17 protein-coding genes, 1 pseudogene and 1 riboswitch are annotated in these 20,657 nt (G+C 64.2%); of the genes and pseudogenes, 6 read left to right on the forward strand and 12 right to left on the reverse strand.

Annotation, left to right across the window (positions count from 1 at the left end):
• Nucleotides 1-93 precede the first annotated feature (93 nt).
• The 3 genes from LB545_RS00820 to LB545_RS00830 all read right to left on the reverse strand — a co-directional run bounded on the left by LB545_RS00820 (nucleotide 94) and on the right by LB545_RS00830 (nucleotide 2,444).
• Nucleotides 94-885: an amino acid ABC transporter ATP-binding protein gene (locus LB545_RS00820; protein WP_140517572.1), complete on the reverse strand. Its 792-nt coding sequence runs from the start codon at nucleotides 883-885 to the stop codon at nucleotides 94-96.
• Nucleotides 882-1,562 (reverse strand): ABC transporter permease subunit, encoded by a 681-nt coding sequence (locus LB545_RS00825; RefSeq protein ID WP_140517571.1) that lies wholly within the window; start codon nucleotides 1,560-1,562, stop codon nucleotides 882-884. Before LB545_RS00825 ends, LB545_RS00820 begins: the two co-directional genes overlap by 4 nt.
• A gap of 108 nt (nucleotides 1,563-1,670) precedes the next feature.
• Nucleotides 1,671-2,444: an amino acid ABC transporter substrate-binding protein gene (locus tag LB545_RS00830; RefSeq protein ID WP_140493318.1), complete on the reverse strand. Its 774-nt coding sequence runs from the start codon at nucleotides 2,442-2,444 to the stop codon at nucleotides 1,671-1,673.
• A gap of 322 nt (nucleotides 2,445-2,766) precedes the next feature.
• On the opposite strand from LB545_RS00830, the gene LB545_RS00835 reads away from it, so the two are divergent.
• Nucleotides 2,767-3,633 carry an RNA polymerase factor sigma-32 gene (locus tag LB545_RS00835; protein ID WP_224704211.1) on the forward strand — a complete coding sequence of 289 codons (867 nt, stop codon included), beginning with the start codon at nucleotides 2,767-2,769 and terminating at the stop codon, nucleotides 3,631-3,633.
• A 72-nt stretch (nucleotides 3,634-3,705) separates the two neighbouring features.
• On the opposite strand, the gene LB545_RS00840 is transcribed toward LB545_RS00835, so the two are convergent.
• The 4 genes from LB545_RS00840 to thiB form a co-directional block, all read right to left on the reverse strand.
• A complete protein-coding gene (locus LB545_RS00840; RefSeq protein WP_140493312.1) occupies nucleotides 3,706-5,169 on the reverse strand; it encodes a M48 family metalloprotease in 1,464 nt (487 codons plus the stop codon).
• Nucleotides 5,170-5,426: 257 nt separating this feature from the next.
• Nucleotides 5,427-6,209, reverse strand: coding sequence for a thiamine ABC transporter ATP-binding protein (thiQ, locus tag LB545_RS00845; protein WP_224704213.1), 783 nt, complete (start codon nucleotides 6,207-6,209; stop codon nucleotides 5,427-5,429).
• Nucleotides 6,209-7,822, reverse strand: a complete 1,614-nt coding sequence (gene thiP, locus LB545_RS00850) for a thiamine/thiamine pyrophosphate ABC transporter permease (protein ID WP_224704215.1) — start codon at nucleotides 7,820-7,822, stop codon at nucleotides 6,209-6,211. The genes thiQ and thiP overlap by 1 nt, the downstream gene beginning before the upstream one ends.
• A 237-nt stretch (nucleotides 7,823-8,059) precedes the next feature.
• The gene (thiB, locus tag LB545_RS00855; RefSeq protein ID WP_140554930.1) at nucleotides 8,060-9,058 is read right to left on the reverse strand and encodes a thiamine ABC transporter substrate binding subunit; all 999 of its coding nucleotides are present in this window, start codon (nucleotides 9,056-9,058) and stop codon (nucleotides 8,060-8,062) included.
• Between the two features lie 42 nt (nucleotides 9,059-9,100).
• Nucleotides 9,101-9,216: riboswitch (TPP riboswitch) on the reverse strand.
• Between the two features lie 88 nt (nucleotides 9,217-9,304).
• On the opposite strand from thiB, the gene LB545_RS00860 reads away from it, so the two are divergent.
• The 4 genes and pseudogenes from LB545_RS00860 to LB545_RS00875 all read left to right on the forward strand — a co-directional run bounded on the left by LB545_RS00860 (nucleotide 9,305) and on the right by LB545_RS00875 (nucleotide 12,215).
• Nucleotides 9,305-9,949, forward strand: coding sequence for a thiamine diphosphokinase (locus LB545_RS00860; protein WP_140493297.1), 645 nt, complete (start codon nucleotides 9,305-9,307; stop codon nucleotides 9,947-9,949).
• Between the two features lies 1 nt (nucleotide 9,950).
• Nucleotides 9,951-11,768 carry an ABC-F family ATP-binding cassette domain-containing protein gene (locus LB545_RS00865; RefSeq protein WP_140554928.1) on the forward strand — a complete coding sequence of 606 codons (1,818 nt, stop codon included), beginning with the start codon at nucleotides 9,951-9,953 and terminating at the stop codon, nucleotides 11,766-11,768.
• A 44-nt stretch (nucleotides 11,769-11,812) separates the two neighbouring features.
• Nucleotides 11,813-12,054 (forward strand): annotated as a pseudogene (locus LB545_RS00870) (type II toxin-antitoxin system CcdA family antitoxin).
• The gene (locus tag LB545_RS00875; protein ID WP_318012521.1) at nucleotides 12,054-12,215 is read left to right on the forward strand and encodes a CcdB family protein; all 162 of its coding nucleotides are present in this window, start codon (nucleotides 12,054-12,056) and stop codon (nucleotides 12,213-12,215) included. Before LB545_RS00870 ends, LB545_RS00875 begins: the two are co-directional and overlap by 1 nt.
• Nucleotides 12,216-12,301: 86 nt before the next feature.
• Here LB545_RS00875 and LB545_RS00880 read toward each other — a convergent pair whose 3' ends face one another.
• Both LB545_RS00880 and LB545_RS00885 read right to left on the reverse strand, forming a co-directional pair.
• Nucleotides 12,302-13,987 (reverse strand): hypothetical protein, encoded by a 1,686-nt coding sequence (locus LB545_RS00880; RefSeq protein ID WP_140676702.1) that lies wholly within the window; start codon nucleotides 13,985-13,987, stop codon nucleotides 12,302-12,304.
• A 74-nt stretch (nucleotides 13,988-14,061) separates the two neighbouring features.
• The gene (locus tag LB545_RS00885; RefSeq protein ID WP_140493285.1) at nucleotides 14,062-15,360 is read right to left on the reverse strand and encodes an adenylosuccinate synthase; all 1,299 of its coding nucleotides are present in this window, start codon (nucleotides 15,358-15,360) and stop codon (nucleotides 14,062-14,064) included.
• 213 nt (nucleotides 15,361-15,573) lie between these two features.
• Between LB545_RS00885 and LB545_RS00890 the strand changes: the two genes are divergently transcribed.
• Entirely contained in the window at nucleotides 15,574-16,476 is a 903-nt protein-coding gene (locus tag LB545_RS00890) for a DMT family transporter (protein ID WP_140662879.1), read from the forward strand.
• A 141-nt stretch (nucleotides 16,477-16,617) separates the two neighbouring features.
• Here the strand turns inward: LB545_RS00890 and serA are convergent, their stop codons facing one another.
• The 3 genes from serA to LB545_RS00905 all read right to left on the reverse strand — a co-directional run bounded on the left by serA (nucleotide 16,618) and on the right by LB545_RS00905 (nucleotide 20,514).
• Nucleotides 16,618-18,216: a phosphoglycerate dehydrogenase gene (gene serA / locus LB545_RS00895; RefSeq protein ID WP_140554925.1), complete on the reverse strand. Its 1,599-nt coding sequence runs from the start codon at nucleotides 18,214-18,216 to the stop codon at nucleotides 16,618-16,620.
• A 155-nt stretch (nucleotides 18,217-18,371) separates the two neighbouring features.
• Complete coding sequence (locus LB545_RS00900; RefSeq protein WP_140525054.1) at nucleotides 18,372-19,547, reverse strand: phosphoserine transaminase; 1,176 nt, start codon at nucleotides 19,545-19,547, stop codon at nucleotides 18,372-18,374.
• A gap of 202 nt (nucleotides 19,548-19,749) precedes the next feature.
• Nucleotides 19,750-20,514: an outer membrane protein gene (locus LB545_RS00905; protein WP_140560796.1), complete on the reverse strand. Its 765-nt coding sequence runs from the start codon at nucleotides 20,512-20,514 to the stop codon at nucleotides 19,750-19,752.
• Nucleotides 20,515-20,657: the final 143 nt, after the last annotated feature.

Genomic DNA, 20,657 nt, shown 5'->3' on the forward strand with positions numbered 1-20,657 from the left:
GCATGGACACGCCCGTCCATCGAAATAGAAACACCGTGCCTGACGGCGGCTCACGAGGATAAATGCCCGGCAGGGAGCAAGCGCAGCGCAGGCCTAGGACGAGAAATTGCCGCCTTCTCCCCCACCCTCCTTCTCCGCCATTTCCTGCTTTAGCGTCGCGATGAACCGTCTTGTCCGTTCGCGCTCCGGATTGCCGAACAGCACCGCCGCGGGGCCCTTTTCGACGACAATGCCGGCCTCGAGGAACACCACCTCGCGAGCGATCTTTGAAGCAAGCCGCAGATCGTGCGTGGCCATCACCATCGTCGTCCCCTCGCTGGCGAGCCGGCCGAGCACGTCGACGACTTCCTGCGCCAGTTCCGGGTCGAGCGCGGAGGTCGGCTCGTCGCACAAAAGCACCTTTGGCGACGGCGCCAGCGCCCGGGCGATCGCTACCCGCTGCTGCTGGCCGCCCGACAGCGTTGCCGGCCAGGCATCGACCTTGTGCGCCATGCCGACCTTTTCCAGCAGCGCGAGCGCCCGTTCGCGCGCCCGTGCCTGGGGCCACTTCAGCACCGTCACCAGCCCTTCCATGACGTTCTCGATCGCGGTGCGATGCGGGAACAGTTGGAAGTTCTGGAACACCATGCCGGTCTGCAGCCGCAGCCGCTGAATGTCCCGGGCCGCCACCTTCGCTCCCGGATGGAACTCCAGCGCCTGATCGCCGATACGCACTGTGCCCGAAGTTGGGATCTCAAGCAGGTTGATGCAGCGCAGCAGCGTACTTTTGCCACCACCCGAAGGACCGACCAGCGCGGTGACGCTGCCTTCGGCAATGGCAACCGTCACGCCCTTCAGCACGAGATTGTCGCCGAAGCGCTTTTCGATGTTGGCAAGGTCGATCACGAGCGCGCCTCCAGGAACCCGCCATAGCGATTGAGCCGCGCCTCCAGCCGCGTCTGCAAGGCCGACAGCACCGAACTCATCGCCAGATAGAGGATCGCCGCCTCGACATAGAGGATCAGCGGCTCATAGGTGGTGGCGACGATGCGCTGCGCGGCCTGGAACATTTCCGGCACGGTGATGGCGGCGGCCAGCGACGTGTCCTTGACCAGCGAGATGAAGGTGTTGGAGAGCGGCGGCACCGCCACGCGCCCAGCCTGCGGCAAGATGGTGCGGCGCATCGCCTGGCTCCAGGTCATGCCGATCGAATAGGCCGCCTCCCATTGCCCCTTTGGCACCGCGCCTATCGCCGCGCGAATGATTTCCGACGAATAGGCGCCGATATTGAGCGTGAAGCCGATCAACGCCGCGGGGAACGCGTCAAGCAGGATGCCGACCGAGGGCAGGCCGTAGAAGATCAGGAACAGCTGCACCAAGAGCGGCGTGCCGCGGAATATCCACACGTAGAAGCGCGCCACCGCGACCAGGGGCATTGGCCCGAAGAGCCGGATCAGCGCGGTTCCGAGACCGACGCTCAAGCCAAGCACAAAGGACAGGAGCGTCAGCGGTACGGTGAAGATCAACGCGGCCCATAGCAGCGAAGGCAGCGATTCCAGCATGAGTTGCAGCCAGTGCGGCACGAAAGGCTCCTTCTTGCGACTGCCGTATATCACGCGAAAGGCGGCGGGCCGTCAAAACGGTCCGCCGCCGGGCGATGTCGCGCGGGCCGCCAACGGCCCGGCCGTAAATTACTTCGAAACGTCCTGGCCGAAATACTTGTCTGCGATCTTCTGATAGGTGCCGTCTGCCTTGATGTCGGCCAGCGCCTTGTTGATCGCGGCAACCAGTTCCGGGTCGCCCTTGCGAACGATGACGCCGGAATAGTCGGCGTTCTCTTCCTGGGCCGCGATCTTCACATTGGCATCCGGCTTGTGCTTCTTGAAGTCGAGGAAGGACAGGCTGTCATTGATGGTTGCGTCGGCGCGGCCGGTCAGAAGCAGCTGGATCGACTGGTCGAACCCGTCGGTGCCGACCAGTTCGGCGCCGTTGGCCTCGGCCAGTTTGCCGAAATTCGAAGTCAGCGACTGCGCCGACTTCTTGCCCTTGAGATCGGCGAAACTCTTGATGTCGGTATTGTCGCCGCGCACGATCAGCACTGCCTTGGAGGCGATGTAGGGGTCGGAGAAATCGTATTTCGCCTTGCGGGCGTCGGTGATGCCGACTTCGTTGATGACCGCGTCATAGCGATTGGCATCGAGGCCCGCGATCAGCCCGTCCCATTTGCCCTCGAGGAACTCTACCTTCACGCCGAGCTTGTCGCCGATCGCCTTGGCGATTTCGACATCGAAGCCGACCAGCGCTCCGCCGGCATCATGATAGGTAAAGGGTGCGTAGGTGCCCTCCGTGCCGACCTTGATGACGCCGGCCTGCTTGATCTGGTCGAGATTGGCGCCGGCATAGCCTGCGGTAACAGCCAGAACCTGCAAAGTTCCGGCGACGATGAGCGACTTGAGCCATTTCATTTTTCTGTGATCCCGTCCTGGCCTGATATCCGGCATGGTGTGTGAGCGCTGGAAATTGACAGATGTGAGTTGAAAAAATAAGGAATGAGATTTCAAAAACATCCATTATTCGGAATCGGATTCTACCACTGACGTTTCTGGCGGTGCCTCGAACCCGCCCGGAGTTTTTTCGCGCAGCCTCCACGCCGCGCCGCCGGCGGCGGAACCTTTCCCGCGCATGGCACGTTTTGCGTTCGTTGTAGGGCAGGACGCCGTCATTTCAAGTCGAGCGGCTGCCGGGTTTCGAAATGACATCCGTATCGCCAGAGCCAGGGAGTGCCTCATGATGGAAGACACGGCAGGACGGATCATGGTCCGCGCGGCAATGAGGGCTCCCTATCTCGAACGCGACGAGGAGTTGCGGCTGGCGCTGCGCTGGAAAAAGGACAACGACCAGAACGCGCTGCACAGCATCACCGTGGCGCATATGCGCCTGGTCATTTCCATGGCCTCCAAATTCCGTCATTACGGCCTGCCGCTTGGCGATCTGGTCCAGGAGGGCCATGTCGGCCTGCTCGAGGCCGCGGCCCGTTTCGAGCCGGAGCGCGAAGTGCGGTTTTCGACCTATGCGACCTGGTGGATCCGGGCCTCGATGCAGGACTACATCCTGCGCAACTGGTCGATCGTGCGCGGCGGCACCAGCTTGGCGCAAAAGGCTCTGTTCTTCAACCTGCGGCGCCTGCGCGCCCGGCTGGCGAACGGCGCCGCGGAGCCGCTGTCGAACAGGACGTTGTACCGCGAGGTTTCAGCGGCCCTCGGCGTCTCCGAAGCCGATGTCGCGCTGATGGATTCGCGGCTCTCGGCGCCCGACTCCTCCCTCAATGTCCCGCTTGCCGACGATGGGGGCGCGACCGAGCGGATGGACTTCCTCGTGTCGGACGATCCCTTGCCCGACGAGGTCGTCAGCGACACCATCGATATCGAACGCCGCTCGATGTGGCTGAAGGCGGCGCTTGCCGCACTCAACGCGCGTGAGCTGCGCATCATCGAGGAGCGTCGGCTGAGCGACGAGGGCGCGACGCTCGAAGCGCTCGGCGAGACGCTTGGCATTTCCAAGGAACGCGTGCGCCAGATCGAGGCCCGCGCCATGGAAAAGCTGAAAGTGGCGCTGGTGAAGCAGAACCCGGAATTCCTCGCCACCGCCGCCTAAATCCATTCCAGGAAAACTACCTAGAAGTTTCTCGTCCCAAAAACGAGAGAGCGGGTCAGCGCCGACTATCGGCTATTTGTCGGTGACGATCTTGACCTTGTCGCCGGCCGAAACCGCAGCCCCCGGCGACAGCGCGTTGAGCACCCGGAACAGGTCGAGTTTGCGGTCGACGCCGACCATCTGCGCCGAAAGCGAACCCATCGTCTGCCCCGGCTGGACGGTGACCACGCGGATATGCAGCGGCTTCAGCGCCGCCTTTTCGGCGGCACTCAGAATGCGGAACGAGCCGCTGACGGAACGCGCCACGGTGTCGAGCGACGTGCTGGCGGATGGTGCCGCCGTCAGCAGCCGGTAGACCTGGCCGCCGGCGCGGATTACCGCGATATCGAACTGCCAGCCTTCGGCGCCTGCATGCGCCGTCGCCGCCTCGTTGCCGTTGATCGTTTCCTGCCTGACGCTCGCGTCGTCGAGACCGGCCACCCAGCCGCTCCTGATATAATCGGTCAGCGCACGGTTCTTGTCGATCGACACGCCGTCGAAGCGGATCGCAATGTCGCCCGGCCCGGTCGCCGTCACGGCGGCGGCCGAATTGTCGATGATGAAGCCCTCCGGCACCGAGAAGGACACGCCCAGGCCCGGATGCAGAAAGGTCTCGCCGCGCACATACCCTTCTTCCGGCGTGTCGCCGTAGAGCAGGCCGTCTATCCCGGCGAGGAAGGCGTCGCGATCGCGGGTGCCGACGCCCGGCGGGCCGAACTGGCGGGCATGGCGTTGCGCAAGGTCGATACGCTGCGGCGTATTGGGATGCGTTGCCAGGAAATCGAGGCTGGCGTCGGTGGCGCCGCTGATCGAGCGGAAATCGGTGTAGGCCGACATGGACTGCAAGAAGCGGCCGGCGGCGTAAGGATCGTAGCCGGCTTCGCCGATCGACTTGATGCCGATCGCGTCGGCCTCCAGTTCCTGGTTGCGCGAAAACTGCGCCAGTCTCAGCTTGCCGCGGATCAGCGCCGCCTTGGCGGTCGGGCTGTCGCCGAGCACGTCGGAAACAACCTTGGTGGCGAGCCCCTCCTCGGCCTCGAGCTGCTGGCGCTGCAGGCCGTGGTTAGCGGTGACGTGGCCCATCTCATGCGCGATGACGGCGGCGAGCTCGGCCGAATCATTGGCCAGCGCCAGCAGGCCGCGCGTGACGTAGAGGTAGCCGCCCGGCAGTGCGAAGGCATTGACGTTGGGCGAATTGAGGATGGTGATACGATAGGTCTGGGTCGGGTTGGCCGACACCACCGTCAGGCTGCCTACGACCTTGGCGACCATGCGCTCGAGCTTGGGATCGGAGTATTCGCCGCCATAGGTCGCCAGGATGCGTGGATGCTGCGCCTTGGCCAGTTCGGCCAATTTGTTATTGGCCGCGACATTGTCGACCGTGATCGGTTTGTCGGAAGGCTGGAAGCCGGATTCCTGGACTTCCGGAGGTGTGAACATCTGGCAGCTTGCCAGGGCCACAACAAAGCCGGCCAGCGCCAGAAAGCGCGCCAGCATTTTCCCTCTTGGTCTTTCCGTGCCGGTCGGCAGAACGGCTTCCTTTCGGGTCTGGCGCATGCCCGCGAAAATCGGGGCGATCCTCGCAAGGGCTCATGCGCAAATCAAAGCATTACAGCATCCACGCCATACCAACGCGCGGCGGATGCTGCAGGCAAATCACGGCCTGCACCGGACCGGTACAGGGCGGACCTAGCCACACTACCTCTGTCATGGCAAGCAATCGCCCCGTCGCCAGGAGCCGGTTTGAGCGTAAATTATGTCCGCTTCCGGGCAATATCTCGTGATCCAGCCTCCCAGGCGCTTGTGCCAACATAGCGCCGGAAAACTTCAGGACCAGCCCCGGCAAAGAAATCATCCGCCTTGCCCTTGGCGGCAACCATGCCGTTGTCGAGGAACACCACCTCCTCACAAATACGGCGTGCGTCCTGTGGCTGATGCGTGACGAACAGCAGCGTCATGCCCCGCTCGGCATGCACGTCGGCGACAAGATCGAGCATGTCGTCGCGCAAGGCCGGTCCGAGTGAAGCGAAAGGCTCGTCCAGAAGAAGCACCGGGCGGTTGCGAACCAGCACGCGCGCCAATGCGACACGCTGGCGTTCGCCTCCCGAAAGTTCGCGCGGCAGGCGTCTTTCCTTGCCCGCGAGGCCGGTGCGCGCGATCGCGTCCGCGATGTCAGCGCGGTCGGCCTCGGTCAGCCGCAGCGAGGGCGAGCGGCCGAGCCCGACATTCTCTTCGACCGAAAGATGGGCAAAAAGATTGTTTTCCTGGAACACCATCGACACGGGCCGCGCCGAAGGCGGCGCCGCGCCGACATCGGCGCCGCCGATCAGCACGCGGCCAGCTCGCGGCGTCTCGAAGCCCGCCACCAGATTGAGCAGCGTCGACTTGCCCGAGCCGCTCGGCCCCATGATGGCGGTAATTTTCGACGCGGCGAAATCGACATCGAAAACGAGCGGCGCGTCGCCGTAGCTGAACGAGACCGTGTCCAGCCGCACCTCGGCTCCCCTTGTCGCACCATTGGTGGCGCCCGCAGCCATCAGTCTCGTCCCCCCCTTCCCAGCCAGCTCGCCGCCACCACAAGCGCAAGGCAGACCAGACCGAGCAGCAGCGCCAGGCCGGCGGCGTCCTCGGTACGGTAGCTGCCCATGCGCGCCAGGAGAAGGTAGGGCAAAGTCTGCACGGAATCACTGCCGAACAGTGCGATGACACCGAGATCGCCAAGCGACAGCGCCATGGCAAACGCGAAGGCGGTGGCCAGCGGCCGTCGCAGCGACGGCCAGTCGACCAGCCGCAACCGGGCCCAGCCCGCTATTGCCAGAAGCGCGCAGAGCCGCTCATGGCGCTCGCTCGCCGCATCATAGGCGGGGCGGATGGCACGGATGGCGAAAGGCATCGCCATGACTGCATTGACGGTGACGACCATGACCGGGGCTATGGCAAAGACATCGCCGACATGGCGCAGCAGAAGGAACCAGCCGGCGCCGATGACGATGGGCGGCACGACCAGGACGAAGCCGGCGCCGGTGTCGGTGGCGTGTTCGAGCACGGTCCGCGGACCGGAGCGGCGCTTCAGGGCCAGCACGCGGCGCGCGATGGTGAGCGAAAGCGACAGCGCAACCGACAGCAGCGCCGACAGGAAGGCCAGCACGGCGCTGGTCAGCGTCGCCTGCCGCACCGCCGCCTCGCCGGCGAGACGGCCAAGGTCGGCGCCGAGGCCTGACATCAGCGTCGCCGTCATCGGCCCGCCGACAAACAAAAGGGCCAGCACGACGAGCGCGGCATTCAGCGCGGTCTCGGTCCTGCCGGCCGAGACGTAGCGGCGCGGCGCCACCGGCAGATTGGCGTCACCGGTGGTGTTGGCGCCGAGCCGCGTCAACGCCAGCACCACGACAAAGGTCAGCGCGATCTGCAGCAGCGTCAGCGCCACCGCCCGCGCGGGATCGAAATCGAAACGCAGCGCCTGGTAGATGCCGACCTCCAGCGTCGTCGCGCTGGGGCCGCCGCCCAGCGTCAACACGATCGTGAAGGATGTGATGCAGAGCATGAACACCAGGCCGGCGACGCCCGGCAGAGCGGCGCGCAGTGTCGGCCACTCGATCAGCCGGAAAGCCGGTGCGGCACCCATGCCGAGCTGGCTCGCCAGCCGCCATTGGTCGGCTTGGATGGTTTGCAGCACTTCGAGGAACAGCCGCGTGGCCAGCGGCAGGTTGAAGAAAACATGAGCAACGAGGATGCCGGAGAGGCCATAAATGCCCGGCCAATGGTAACCGCCGACGGCACCAAGAAAGCCGGCGAAATAGCCGGCGCGGCCGTAGAGCGCCAGGATGCCGAGCGCCGCCACAATCGCCGGCAGCGCCAACGGCAGGGCGAAGAGCTGGAGGATGAAGCCGCGGCCGGGAAAGTGCGGATGCCGCGACAGCGCGCGAGCCACGAACAGGGCCGGCGCCACCGACAGCAGCGTCGAAAGCGCCGCCTGCCAGAACGTAAAGCGCACGACGCGCAGGAGATAAGGATCGAAGGCTGCCCAGGCTCCGGAGAAATCGTTCGCGCCTTCGAAAAGAAGACCCGCAAACGCGCCGCCGATCAGCAGCGCGATCGCCGCAAGCGCGAGGATGCCGGCGGAGATGCGGGGGTCAGACGCGCGCTGCACGCTGGGCCGCCCAAAGGATCTTTAGCGAGCGTCGCGTTCCTTCGCGCCCCCCTCTGTCCTGCCGGACATCTCCCCCACTTGGGGGGAGATTGGCTGCTTCAGCGCTCCACCCTCTCCTGTGACGTCGCCAATTGGCGAAAGCCGTCGTGACGGCCAATCTCCCCCCTCGTGGGGGAGATGTCCGGCAGGACAGTGGGGGGCGCTGTAGAGCACTCATCATCCGATCATACGACCAAACTACTTGCTCATCACCGCCAGCCATTCATCCACCCATGCCTTGCGGTTGGCCGCGACCTCCTCGGGACTGAACAGCAAGGTTTTGGTCGGTTTGACCAGTCTGTCGAAGGCCGGATTGAGCGGCTTGTCGGTCTTGCCGGCCGGGAACATCCAGTTGGTCTCGGGGATGGCATCCTGGAATTTCGGCCCGGTCATGAAGGCGATGAACTTTTCCGCCAGCGGATTTTTGGCTCCCGTCGTGGTGATGCCGGCGACCTCGATCTGCAGATACTCGCCCTCCTCGAAGGAAGCGGCCTGGTAGCGCTCGGTGTTCTCGGCAACCATGTGGTAGGCGGGCGAGGTCGTGTAGGACAGCACCATCGGCGCCTCGCCCTTGGTGAACAGGCCGTAGGCCTCGCTCCAGCCCGGCGTCACGGTCAAGACCTTCGCCTTGAGCTTGGCCCAGGCCTCCGGCGCCTTGTCGCCATAGACCGACTTCACCCACAACAGCAGGCCGAGGCCCGGCGTCGAGGTGCGCGGATCCTGGATAACGATCTTGTCGTCGGCACTGCCCTCGACCAATTCCTTCAGGCTCTTGGGCGGCGTCTTCAGCTTCTGCGTGTCATAGACGACGGCGAAATAGCCATAGTCGTACGGGACAAAGATGTCGTCGTTCCAGCCGCCCGGCACATTGAGCCCGGTCACGGCGCCATGCGGCGCAAACAGGCCAGTGGCCTTGGCATCGGCGGTGAGATTGGTGTCGAGGCCAAGCACGATGTCGGCCTTGGTCGCGGCCCCTTCCAGCTTGACGCGGTTGAGCAGCGCGACGCCGTCGGCAACCGAGACGAAGTCGACATCGCAGCCGCATTCGGCCTCGAATTCCTTCTTCACCACCGGGCCGGGGCCCCAGTCGGCGGTAAAGCTCTCATAAGTGTAGACGGTGAGCTTGTCCTTGGCTAAGGCCGGCCCGGACAGAACCACGACCATTGCAGAGACAAGGGCGTATAAAAGCGTGCGCATCGGCGCCTCCTTCGTTCGGGTTAAAGGAATTGAGGCGTCGGACTGTCCGAAACGTCTAATCCCTCCGCCGGTACAAACCGGATCAGGTTCAGCGGGTTGGCGAGACTGCCTCTCAGCCGGTCCGCGAAATATCGCGTCCGGCACCCCGTTAGAGCGCCTCGACACATAGGCCCGGCCGGTGAACCGCGCAAGTGGCTGTTTGCCGGCCTTCCGTTTCCGCTGTCGGGCTGGTAAGGGCCACACGATATGAGCACATTCACCATCCTGCTTGGCGGCGATCTCGTCCGCACGCCACGGCTCGACCGTCAGGTCGAGGGAACCCGCGTCATCGCCGCCGATGCCGGCATCGGCCATGCGAGGACGCTCGGCCTTGTGCCGGAACTGTGGGTCGGCGATTTCGACTCCGTGCCCGCCGGCCTGCCGGATGAGTTGGCCGCCGTGCCGCGCCGGACCTTTCCGGCAGAGAAAGACGCCACCGATGGAGAACTCGCGATATCGGCCGCCCTGGAGCGCGGCGCTACCAGCCTCGTGCTCGCCGGCGCCTTCGGCGGCAAGCGCGCCGACCATGCCTTCCTGCACATGGCGCTCGCCCTGCGGCTGGCCGGGGCCGGGACAAAGGTGCTGTTGACCAGCGGCGCGCAGGAAGCCGTGCCCCTGGCGCACGGCACGGCCCGCTTCGACTATGCCGACGGCACCCTGTTCTCGATCCTGGGTTTTTCCGAGCTTGCAGGGCTGACCGTCGCCGGTGCGAAATGGCCGCTTGACCGCGTCAAGGTCGCGTTCGGCTCGTCGCTGACCATCTCCAACGAGGTCAAGGGCAGGCTCGAGATCGCGCTGGGAGCGGGCCGCGCGCTGCTGCTCGCCCATCCCTATCCCTTGCCAGAAAGCTGACATGGCGCCGCCTCTTCTCAATCTCGACGGAATAAAACTGACCTTCGGCGGCACGCCCCTGCTCGACGGCGCCGACTTGGCTGCGTCGGCCGGCGACAAGATCGCGCTGGTCGGCCGCAACGGGTCCGGCAAGTCGACGCTGCTCAAGATCGCCGCCGGCCTGATCGAGCCGCAGGACGGCGAGGTGTTCCGCCAGCCATCGGCGACCGTCCGCTATCTGCCGCAAATGCCCGACATGGACGGCTTCGCAACCGTGCGCGCCTATGTCGAGGCCGGCCTCGGTCCCGCCGACGATCCTTATCGCGCCAGCTACCTGATGGAGCACCTCGGCCTCTCGGGCGAGGAGCAGCCGGGCGACCTCTCCGGCGGCGAGGCCAGGCGCGCCGCCCTTGCCCGCGTCATGGCGCCCGAGCCTGATATCCTGCTGCTCGATGAGCCGACCAACCACCTCGATCTCTCGGTGATCGAATGGCTGGAAGAGGAACTCGTCCGCACCTCCTCGGCCCTCATCGTCATCTCGCACGACCGCCGTTTCCTTGAGCGCGTATCGCGCGCCACCGTGTGGCTCGACCGGGGCCAGACGCGCCGGCTGGATAAGGGCTTCGGCCATTTCGAGGAATGGCGCGACCAGGTGCTTGAGGAAGAAGAGCGCGAACAGCACAAGCTCGGCCGCCAGATCGTGCGCGAGGAACACTGGCTGCGCTATGGCGTGACGGCGCGGCGCAAGCGCAACATGCGCCGCCTGGGCGAATTGCAGACCATGCGCCAGCGTTTTCGCGGCCATCGCGGCGCCGAAGGCACCGCGACCATGGTGGCCAGCGACGCCGCCGAATCCGGCAAGCTGGTGATCGAGGCCAGGAACATCGAGAAGAGCTTTGGCGACCTCACCGTGGTCAAGGGGTTCTCGACCCGCATCCAGCGCGGCGACCGCATCGGCCTCGTCGGGCCGAACGGCGCCGGCAAGACGACGCTTCTGAAGATGCTGACCGGAGAATTGCAGCCGGATGCCGGTTCGGTGCGGCTCGGCACCAATCTGGAGATCGCCACGCTCGACCAGAAGCGCGAGGCGGTCGATCCGCAGGAAACGCTGGCGCAATATCTCACCGACGGGCGCGGCGAGAACCTTGTCATCAATGGCGAGCAGCGCCACGTCGTCTCCTACATGAAGGACTTCCTGTTCAAGCCGGAGCAGGCACGCACGCCGGTGCGCGAGCTGTCGGGCGGCGAGCGGGCACGGCTGATCCTTGCGCGCGTGCTGGCCCGGCCGGCGAACTTGCTGGTGCTCGATGAGCCGACCAACGATCTCGACATGGAAACGCTGGAGTTGCTGCAGGAACTGGTCGCCGGCTTTGCCGGTACGGTCATCCTGGTCAGCCACGACCGCGATTTCCTCGACCGCACCGTGACCAGCGTGATCGCGCCGGACGGCGGCGGTCGCTGGGTAGAATATGCCGGCGGCTATTCCGACATGCTGGCGCAGCGCGGCGGTACCAGGCTCGACGACCGCAAGGCGCGCGCGAAGGCGGATGCAAGCGACGTACCGACGGCGAAGGCGGACAGCCCCACCGCCAAAGCCCCGGCAAAAAAACTCTCGTTTAAGCAGAAATTCGCGCTGGAATCGCTGCCCAAGAAGATCGAGGCGGTGACAGCCTCGATCTCGCGGCTGGAGAACAACATCGCCGATCCGGCCTATTACGAGCGCGATCCGGCCTCGTTCCAGAAGACCATCGCCGCCCTCGACAAGGAGCGCGCGACACTGGCGGCACTGGAGGAAGAGTGGCTCGAACTGGAGATGTTGCGCGAGGAGATGGAGGGGTGAGGATGGTATACGCTACGTTATGCGCTTAAAAGAGGGCTGTCTCCGTGCTTCAATCGACGACAAAACCTCAGCGAAAGTCTGTCAATACATCCATTGACGCTCAGCTGATCAAAGACGCCAAAGCGTCGGGTATCAATCTCTCGCGCGCCGCCGAGGCAGGTATTGCGAAGGCCATCGCGGCGGAAAAACGCGTCGGTGGCAAGAGGAGAACTTTGAGGCGATTGTGAGCTCCAACGCCTATGTCGAGCGGAACGGGTTGCCATTGGCCACACGCCCGCTGTTTTGATGGCCCGTTACGATCTCTATCGGAATGCCGGAGGCAGTGGTTACCTTGTCGATGTTCAGTCCGACCTTCTTGAGAGGCTGAACACGAGAGTCGTCATTCCGTTGATGCCGCCCGACACAGCCCCCGTTCCTGGCCCCCGGCTCTGCCTTGATGGCCACTGAATCTCTCCAAGCACCACGACGACATCGTCGCCGCGCTCGACATGCTGTTCCAAGGCTTCTGACCGGAGCCGACCGTTGCCGTCGGCTCAGCCCGCCGTCTTCGCCTGCCAAGCCTTGATCGCCTCGTCGAACACCTTCTCGCCGGGAATGCCTTTTTCCATCGTCAGCAACGCTCGTCGTCCGGTCTTGTAGACGACCGGCACGTCGATCCAGTCCTGTCCCCGAAGCAAGGTCAGGTTGGCGTCCTCGTCGGCCTTGGTGTCGTTGAGCGCGACGAGGAAGAAGCCGTCGGCGATCTTGGCCGGAATGCCGATCAGCGGGCTGCCGGCATCCTGCTCGGAACTCTTCATGGCCACGCGCAGGATGTTGTCGACGCCGCCGCCTTCGAAACCGTCGGGCGTCAGGAAGATCATCTCGATGATGTGGCTGGCCGGCAGCGTCTGGTCAGTGTTGCGGCGGATGGTCATGCGCAACTGGATGTCCTTGCCGGGAATGGTCGCCTCGGCGCGGATCGCCGGCTCAGGCGGCAGGTCGCCGCCGGGCGATTCCTGCACCAGCGACCAGACGATGTTGCCCGGCTCGGCCGAACCCTGCGCGGTGCTGGTGCGCTCCTCATAGAAGATCGCCTTCTGGCCGACCGGCAGAGAAGTTTGCGTCGGCGCACCGGCAGGCGAGGGCGGCGTGGCGGCGTTGTCAGCCGGCGCCGCGGGTGCGGTCCCATTGGCGGGTGGCGCCGCCGGCGCAGCGCCCGGTGCAGGGGGCGTGGTCCCGGCGGGCGCGCCTGCGGCCGGCGTGCCTCCTGCCGGAGCCGACAAGGCCGGGGTGGTCGTGGCTGAAGGCGGCGTCGTCAGCGCCGCGACGGACTCGCCCTCGCCCACGCCGCTCTGTCCGCCGGCCGGGCCAGGATCGACCTCGCTTCCTTGCGGTGTCAGTCTTTGAGTGAACTTCGGTGTCCCTTCGGGCTCGGCACCGCTAGCCGCAGGTGCCGGGGGCGTTGCCGCCGCATCGCTCGCCGGCTTGGCGGGTGTCGATTTGACCGGCTCGGTCGTCGCGACCTTGCTGCCGCCGCCCAGACCCAGCATCTTGCCGAAGGCATCCTTGTTCAGCCAGATGCCATAGCCGCCGCCGGCAATGACCAGCAACGCAACGGCAGCGGCAATCAGCCCGCCATAGCTGCGCTTGCGTTCAGCCGGACGCAAGCGCTGGAAAGTGTCGGCGGCCGCAGCCTCTTCGTCGCTCGCAAAGACATCGGCATGCTCGTCGTCCTGACCCACATCCATGCCAGGCTGAGCCCTGTCGTCGAACTCCGTGGCCGGCTGCACCGGTACGGGCTTTTGCCAGTTCGGCTCGACCTCGGCGGCGGGCGATGCAGGCCTGGAGATGTCGGGCTCCGGAGCGGGGGGCGGCGGCTTGTAGGGTTCAGCCTTCGAGGCAGGCGCTGCCGGCCAGGCCGGCTCCGCCTTTACCGGCTGTTTGGTATGGTTCGACTGGTTCTTGTTGCGATCGATGGAGGAAAATATGTGCTCCAGTTCGGCAAGCGGATCGGTCTCCGGCACGCTTTTGGCATATTCGCGCTCGAGCCTCGATATGGCGTCTTCCAGGCCGCGCTTCTGCCTTTCGGCTTCCGACGGCGAAAGCGGCGGCTCGCGCTCGGCAATCTTCTTTGCAATCGTCGAGCGCGCTTTGTCGTAGACTTTGGCCCGCAGCTCCGGCGTAGGATCGCCAAAATTGTTTATCGTATCCCTCAGAGCAGAAACGAAATCTTTCGCCATGCGTCAGTCGACCTGTATTGTGCTCCGGGCCGGCCTCCGCAAATCAGCCGCAACGCCCGGAAAGGCTTGAGAAACTAGTCTTGAAACGGATCGGTCACAAGTATCGTGTCGTCCCGTTCCGGGCTGGTGGAGAGGAGCGCGACCGGCGCGCCGATCAACTCCTCGATATGGCGGACATATTTGACGGCCTGGGCCGGAAGGTCGTTCCAGCTGCGCGCGCCGGCGGTGGTGCCTTTCCACCCCTCCAGCGTCTCGTAGATTGGCTCGACGCGGGCCTGCGCGCCCTGGCTGGCGGGTAAATAGTCGATCGTCTCGCCGTCGAGGCGGTAGCCGGTACAGACCTTGATCTCGTCCAGCCCGTCAAGCACATCGAGCTTGGTCAGGGCGATGCCCTTGATGCCGTTGACGGCGACGGCCTGGCGCACCAGCACCGCGTCGAACCAGCCGCAGCGGCGCTTGCGGCCGGTGACGACGCCGAATTCATGGCCGCGCGTGCCGAGGAATTCACCGATCTCGTTCTGCTGCTCGGTCGGGAACGGACCTTCGCCTACGCGCGTCGTATAGGCCTTGGTGATGCCAAGCACATAGCCGATGGCGCCCGGGCCCACGCCGGCACCGGCTGCCGCCTGGCCGGCGACGGTGTTGGACGAGGTGACAAACGGATAGGTGCCATGATCGATGTCGAGCAGCGTGCCTTGCGCGCCCTCGAACAGGATGCGCTCGCCGGCCCGGCGCTTGTCGTCGAGCACCTTCCAGACCCGGTCCATGTAGGGCAGGATTTCGCCGGCGACCGAGGTCAGCTCTTGCATGACCGCGTCATGCGTGGCTTCGGCATGGCCAAGGCCGCGACGCAGTGCATTGTGATGCGTCAACAGCCTGTCGACCTTCAAGGGTAGTGTTTCCAAATCCGCCAGATCCATCACCCGCACCGCGCGCCGGCCCACCTTGTCCTCATAGGCGGGGCCGATACCGCGGCGGGTCGTGCCAATCTTGGTCCCGGAATTTGAGGCGGCGTCCTCGCGGAAGCCGTCCAGTTCCCGGTGCAGGGACAGGATAAGCGCTGTGTTTTCGGCTATTTTCAGGCGCTCCGGCGTTACCTCGACGCCTTGCCCCTTGAGCTTCGCCACTTCGGCAACGAATGCGTGCGGATCGAAGACGACGCCATTGCCAATGATGGACAGCTTGCCCTGCCGCACGACGCCCGACGGCAACAGCGACAGCTTGTAGACCTTGCCGTCGACGACCAGCGTGTGGCCGGCATTGTGGCCGCCCTGGAAACGCACCACGACATCGGCGCGCTCCGACAGCCAGTCGACGATCTTGCCCTTGCCTTCGTCACCCCATTGCGAGCCGACGACCACCACATTGGCCATGTTTCTTTTCCTTCGAGGCGCCGCCGCGCGGCTTGGATACGGTTCGAAACGACAGGCCTCTATAACGTCAAGAGCAGGCCGATGCGACCTTTCTTTGCCGCCGAAAATGGACTGAGGCACAACAATTTTCAGCTTTGACATCATTTACTTGTCCAGGCGCGGGCAATAGGCCGGCGGGCACGCCCCATTCACCTCTTCCCGCTGCGACCCGCCATGCACCGAAGCGCCTACATGTTCCTGCTGCTCACCACCTTGCTGTGGGGCGGCAACTCGGTGGCCGGCAAGCTGGCGGTCGATCACGTCTCACCGATGACGCTGGTCTTCCTGCGCTGGGTGTTGGCGGTGGCGATCCTGCTGCCGATCGGCTGGAATGCGCTGAAAAGAGATTGGCCCGTGGTGCGCAGGCACTGGTTCGTGCTCGCCGCGCTTGGCGCCAGCGGCTTCACCTTGTTCAACACGATCTTCTATACGGCGCTCAATTACACGACCGCGATCAACGTTTCGATCGAGCAGGCGGCGATGCCTATCCTGATCATCGTAGCCAATTTCATCTTCTTCCGCCTGCGCGTGAACTGGGCGCAGATCGGCGGCGTGGTACTGACGATCTTCGGCGTCATCCTGACCGCCTGCCACGGCGATCCGCGCCGGCTGTTGACATTGGAGCTCAATTTCGGCGACGGCATCATGCTGGTCGCGGTCATCCTCTACAGCGGCTATTCGGTCGGGTTGCGGCTCAAGCCTGCCATGCAATGGCAGAGCCTGATGCTGGCTATGTCGCTCGCCGCGCTCGTCACCTCGCTGCCGTTCTTCCTATGGGAAATCGCGGCCGGCAAGGTCATCGTTCCCGACGCGCGCGGCTGGGCGGTGATCGTCTATACCGCGATCGGCGCCTCGGTCGTCTCGCAGATATTCTACATCAGGGGCAATGAGCTGATCGGCGCCAACCGGGCCGGCCTGTTCATCAACCTGGTGCCGATCTTCGGCACCCTGCTTTCGGTGCTGATCGTCGGCGAGACATTCCAGCTCTACCAGGCGTTGGCGCTCGTCCTCGTGCTGGGCGGCATCGCGCTTGCCGAATATAGCGGCCGCAAGGCAGCCATGCCGAGGCGCCAGTAAACTCGCTTCGCGCCCCGATCGTCAGCCTTGAGGAGAGCGTCGGCTCGCCCGGCAATTCGCAGGACTACTGCAATTCCTTGCGCACCGCCGCCACGTCGTCGGACGAGACTGCCGGGGCGGCATTGCCCCAGCAGACAAGCCCTACACGCTGCCGACGTCGAACTGTAGCCGCTTGGCCGAATCGATCGATTTGTGCGCCCGCACCTGCTCCAGCACTTTTTCCGGGAACGGTGCGTCGAGATAGAGCAGCGCGATGGCATCGCCCCCTGGCCGGTTGCGGCCGAGCTGGAAGTTGGCGATGTTGACGCCGTTCTCGCCGCACACCGTGCCGAGCAGGCCGATAATGCCCGGCGCGTCGGCATTGGTCGTATAGAGCATGTGCTGGCCGACCTCGGCATCGAGATTGATGCCCTTGATCTGTATGAAGCGCGGCTTGCCGTCGGAAAAACAGGTGCCGGCGATCGAGCGCGTCATATGCTCGGTCTTGACCGTCAGCTTGATATAGCCGTCGAACACGCCCGATTTGTCGCGCTTGACCTCGGCGACGATGATGCCGCGCTCCTTCACCATGATTGGCGCCGACACCATGTTGACGTCGGCTACCTGCGGCCTGATCAGCCCGGCAAGGGCCGCGCTGATCAGCGCGCGCGTATTCATCGTCGCGGTCGAGCCGTCGAACAGGATTTCCACCTCCTTGATCGGGTCCTCTGTGACCTGGCCGACAAAGGCGCCAAGCACTTCGGCGAGCTTGACGAAGGGCTTGAGCCGCGGCGCTTCCTCCGCGGTGATCGACGGCATGTTGATGGCGTTGGAGACGGCGCCCTTGATCAGATAGTCGGCCATCTGTTCGGCGACCTGCAGCGCGACGTTCTCCTGTGCTTCCGCCGTCGAGGCACCGAGATGGGGGGTGGCCACCACATTCTCCATGCCGAACAATGCGTTCTGTTCGGCCGGCTCGGCCTCGAACACGTCGATGCCGGCGCCGGCCACCTTGCCGCTCTTCAGCGCCGCCACCAGGTCGGCTTCGACGACCAGCCCGCCACGGGCGCAGTTGATGATGCGCACGCCGTCCTTCATTTTGGCGATCGCGGCGGCATCGATGATGTTGCGCGTCTTGTCGGTCAACGGCGTGTGCAGCGTGATGAAGTCCGCGCGGGCGAAGAGCTCGTCCAGTTCAACCTTGTCGACGCCGAGTTCCTCGGCGCGTTTGTCCGACAGGAACGGATCGAAGGCGACGACATGCATCTTCAGGCCGACGCCGCGCGTGGCGACGATCGAGCCGATATTGCCGCAGCCGATGACGCCGAGCGTCTTGCCGGTGATCTCGACGCCCATGAAGCGGTTCTTTTCCCATTTGCCTGCATGCGTCGAGGCGTTGGCTTCCGGGATCTGGCGGGCGAGCGCGAAGATCATCGCTACCGCATGCTCGGCTGTCGTGATCGAATTGCCGAACGGCGTGTTCATCACGATAATGCCCTTGCGGCTGGCCGCCGGTATGTCGACATTGTCGACGCCGATACCGGCCCGGCCGACGACCTTGAGCCTGGTGGCGGCATTGATCAGCTTCTCGGTAACCTTGGTCGCCGAGCGGATGGCGAGGCCGTCATACTGGTCAATCACTTCAAGCAGCTTCTCCTTGTCCTTGCCGAGATCTGGAAGATAGTCGACCTCGACGCCGCGATCCCTAAAGATCTGAACAGCGGTGGTGGAAAGTTTATCCGAGACGAGAACGCGAGGCATGGGATTGGTCCTTGTTGCTACCCCACCCGCCTTCGCTTCGCTCAGGCACCTTCTCCACGGGGGAGAAGGTCGGGCGCCGATCTTTCTCCCCTTGTGGGAGAAGGTGGCCGCGAAGCGGCCGGATGAGGGCTGTTCCAGAAAATAACTGTTGAGTTTCAGGCCGCCGCTTTCAGCGACGCCTTCTGGCCGGCGAAGGCCCAGTCGAGCCAGGGCAGCAGAGCTTCGAGATCGGAGGTCTCGACCGTTGCGCCGCACCAGATGCGCAGGCCAGGCGGCGCGTCGCGATAGGAACCGATGTCATAGGCGACACCTTCCTTGTCGAGCGCTGAAACCAGACCCTTGGCGAAGGCCGCCTGTGCGTCGGCGTCGAGTGCAGCGACTTGTCCGTCGGTGAAGGACAGGCAGACGGACGTGTTCGACCGCGTCGCCGGCTCTACGGCGAGATGGCCAAGCCAGGAGGATTTCGCGACGAAACGGTCGAGCACGGCCGCGTTGGCGTCGGCCCTGGCGACCAGCGCATCGAGGCCGCCGATCGATTTCGCCCAGCTGAGCGCGTCGAGATAGTCCTCGACGCACAGCATCGACGGCGTGTTGATGGTTTCGCCCTTGAAGATGCCTTCGATCAATTTGCCGCCCGAGGTCAGGCGGAAGATCTTCGGCAGCGGCCATGCAGGCTTATAGCTCTCCAGCCGCTCGACGGCGCGGGGCGACAGGATCAGCATGCCATGCGCGCCTTCGCCGCCCAGCACCTTCTGCCAGGAGAAGGTCACGACATCGAGTTTCTCGAAGTCGAGCTTCTGCGCGAAGGCGGCCGATGTCGCGTCGCAGATGGTCAGACCCTTGCGATCGGCCGGGATGAAATCGCCGTTCGGCACGCGCACGCCCGAGGTCGTGCCGTTCCAGGTGAAGACCACGTCGCGGTCGAAATCGATCTTGCCGAGATCCGGCAGTTCGCCGTAACCGGCCTCGAGCTTGCGCACATCGGCAAGCTTCAACTGCTTGACCACGTCGGTGATCCAGCCGGAGCCGAAACTCTCCCAGGCGACCATGTCGACGCCGCGCTCGCCCAGCAGCGACCAAAGCGCCATCTCGACGGCGCCTGTGTCGGACGCCGGCACGATGCCGATGCGGTAGTCGGCAGGAACCTGGAGAATTTCGCGCGTCAGCGCGATCGCCTGTTCGAGCTTGGTCTTGCCGATCTTGGCGCGATGGGAACGGCCGAGCGCGGCAGCTTTCAGCGCCTCGACCGACCAGCCGGGACGTTTCGCGCAGGGACCTGAGGAAAAATTGGGGTTTGCCGGACGGAATCCGGGCTTCGTATGCGTCGTCATCGTGGTCTATCCTTCCAGATAGTGGCCCCTCGTTGGGGAGGGGTGGCCCACGGACGGCGATATGCGCTCGGGCTTCGGGCGTCAAGGGGAAAGTTTTTGTCGCGGGCAGGATACTGGCGACCCGCGATCAGGATCTCGTGAGCTTCAAACGCAAACGGCGGACCGAAGAGATCCGCCGCCAGGGTTCATGTATGCCAGCCTACTACCAGAGATCGTAGCGTAGCCCGAGCTTAACCTGATGATTGCTGATTCCCTTGTGGACCGGAAACGAGGTCAGGCTCTCGGCCGTCACATATTCGGCGTCGGGCGCCGAGAAATACTGATAGCCGAGATCGACGGAAACATTCTTCGACACCTGATAGGCAAGGCCGGCATTCAGCGTGTAAGCGAAGGAATACTTGGTCTTGTCGTCACTCAGTCCGAAGTCGTCGGTTGGATCGCCATTGTCGGTGAAATAGCTCGCCGAGAGCTTGTGCGTGCTCCTGACGATGCCGATGCCGGCGCCGAGATAGGGTGTTATGCCGACATAGGTTCCAAGGTCGACATAGCCGTTGAGCATGCCTGAAAAGGCATAGTTCTTCAGGGACGCCGACGCCAGGGTCGCCTCTGCCGCGGTCGCTGAATCGTCATAGCCAATGCCGATCTTGTTGCCGGGCAGGTAACCCAGATTGAGATCGGCACGCAGATAATCGTTGAAGTGGTAGCCGAAGCCGATGCTGGCGAAGACCGGGTCTTCCTCGTTGTCGAAGCTCGCCGGCGTGAAGGCGAAATCCTCATTCTTGAAGCTCTTCTCTACCAGGTAGGAGACATCGCCGCGCAGATACCAGCCCGAGCCGACCTCGACCGGCACGTAGTCGGGCGCCTGGTCGACATAGACCGGGGGATCATAGTCGGCGGCCAGCGCAGGCGTCAGCGGCATGATGGCGAATGTGGCAAGCACCGGCGCCATACGCGATGTGATTTTCATGATCCCCTGCTCCCGATTTCGGCACCACCAGACGGCAGCCATCGTTTCAGGAAGCATTGTTAACCATAGTGGTTAAGTCGGGGTTAAGGCTAACAGAGCGTTAGCGAATGATTTTCGGGCAGCCAGACAAGCGAAAACCGCCC

The sequence above is a fragment of the Mesorhizobium sp. BR1-1-6 genome (genome assembly GCF_020165355.1).
Taxonomy (GTDB): domain Bacteria; phylum Pseudomonadota; class Alphaproteobacteria; order Rhizobiales; family Rhizobiaceae; genus Mesorhizobium.

Coding starts and splice junctions, on each gene's coding strand:
- LB545_RS00840 (WP_140493312.1), bottom strand. CDS start 5,169: ATGCTGGCGCGCTTTCTGGCGCTGGCCGGCTTTGTTGTGGCCCTGGCA.
- thiB (WP_140554930.1), bottom strand. CDS start 9,058: ATGCGCACGCTTTTATACGCCCTTGTCTCTGCAATGGTCGTGGTTCTG.
- LB545_RS00860 (WP_140493297.1), top strand. CDS start 9,305: ATGAGCACATTCACCATCCTGCTTGGCGGCGATCTCGTCCGCACGCCA.
- LB545_RS00835 (WP_224704211.1), top strand. CDS start 2,767: ATGATGGAAGACACGGCAGGACGGATCATGGTCCGCGCGGCAATGAGG.
- LB545_RS00900 (WP_140525054.1), bottom strand. CDS start 19,547: ATGACGACGCATACGAAGCCCGGATTCCGTCCGGCAAACCCCAATTTT.
- LB545_RS00890 (WP_140662879.1), top strand. CDS start 15,574: ATGCACCGAAGCGCCTACATGTTCCTGCTGCTCACCACCTTGCTGTGG.
- LB545_RS00830 (WP_140493318.1), bottom strand. CDS start 2,444: ATGAAATGGCTCAAGTCGCTCATCGTCGCCGGAACTTTGCAGGTTCTG.
- LB545_RS00905 (WP_140560796.1), bottom strand. CDS start 20,514: ATGAAAATCACATCGCGTATGGCGCCGGTGCTTGCCACATTCGCCATC.
- LB545_RS00865 (WP_140554928.1), top strand. CDS start 9,951: ATGGCGCCGCCTCTTCTCAATCTCGACGGAATAAAACTGACCTTCGGC.
- serA (WP_140554925.1), bottom strand. CDS start 18,216: ATGCCTCGCGTTCTCGTCTCGGATAAACTTTCCACCACCGCTGTTCAG.
- LB545_RS00880 (WP_140676702.1), bottom strand. CDS start 13,987: ATGGCGAAAGATTTCGTTTCTGCTCTGAGGGATACGATAAACAATTTT.
- thiQ (WP_224704213.1), bottom strand. CDS start 6,209: ATGGCTGCGGGCGCCACCAATGGTGCGACAAGGGGAGCCGAGGTGCGG.
- LB545_RS00875 (WP_318012521.1), top strand. CDS start 12,054: ATGGCCCGTTACGATCTCTATCGGAATGCCGGAGGCAGTGGTTACCTT.
- LB545_RS00885 (WP_140493285.1), bottom strand. CDS start 15,360: ATGGCCAATGTGGTGGTCGTCGGCTCGCAATGGGGTGACGAAGGCAAG.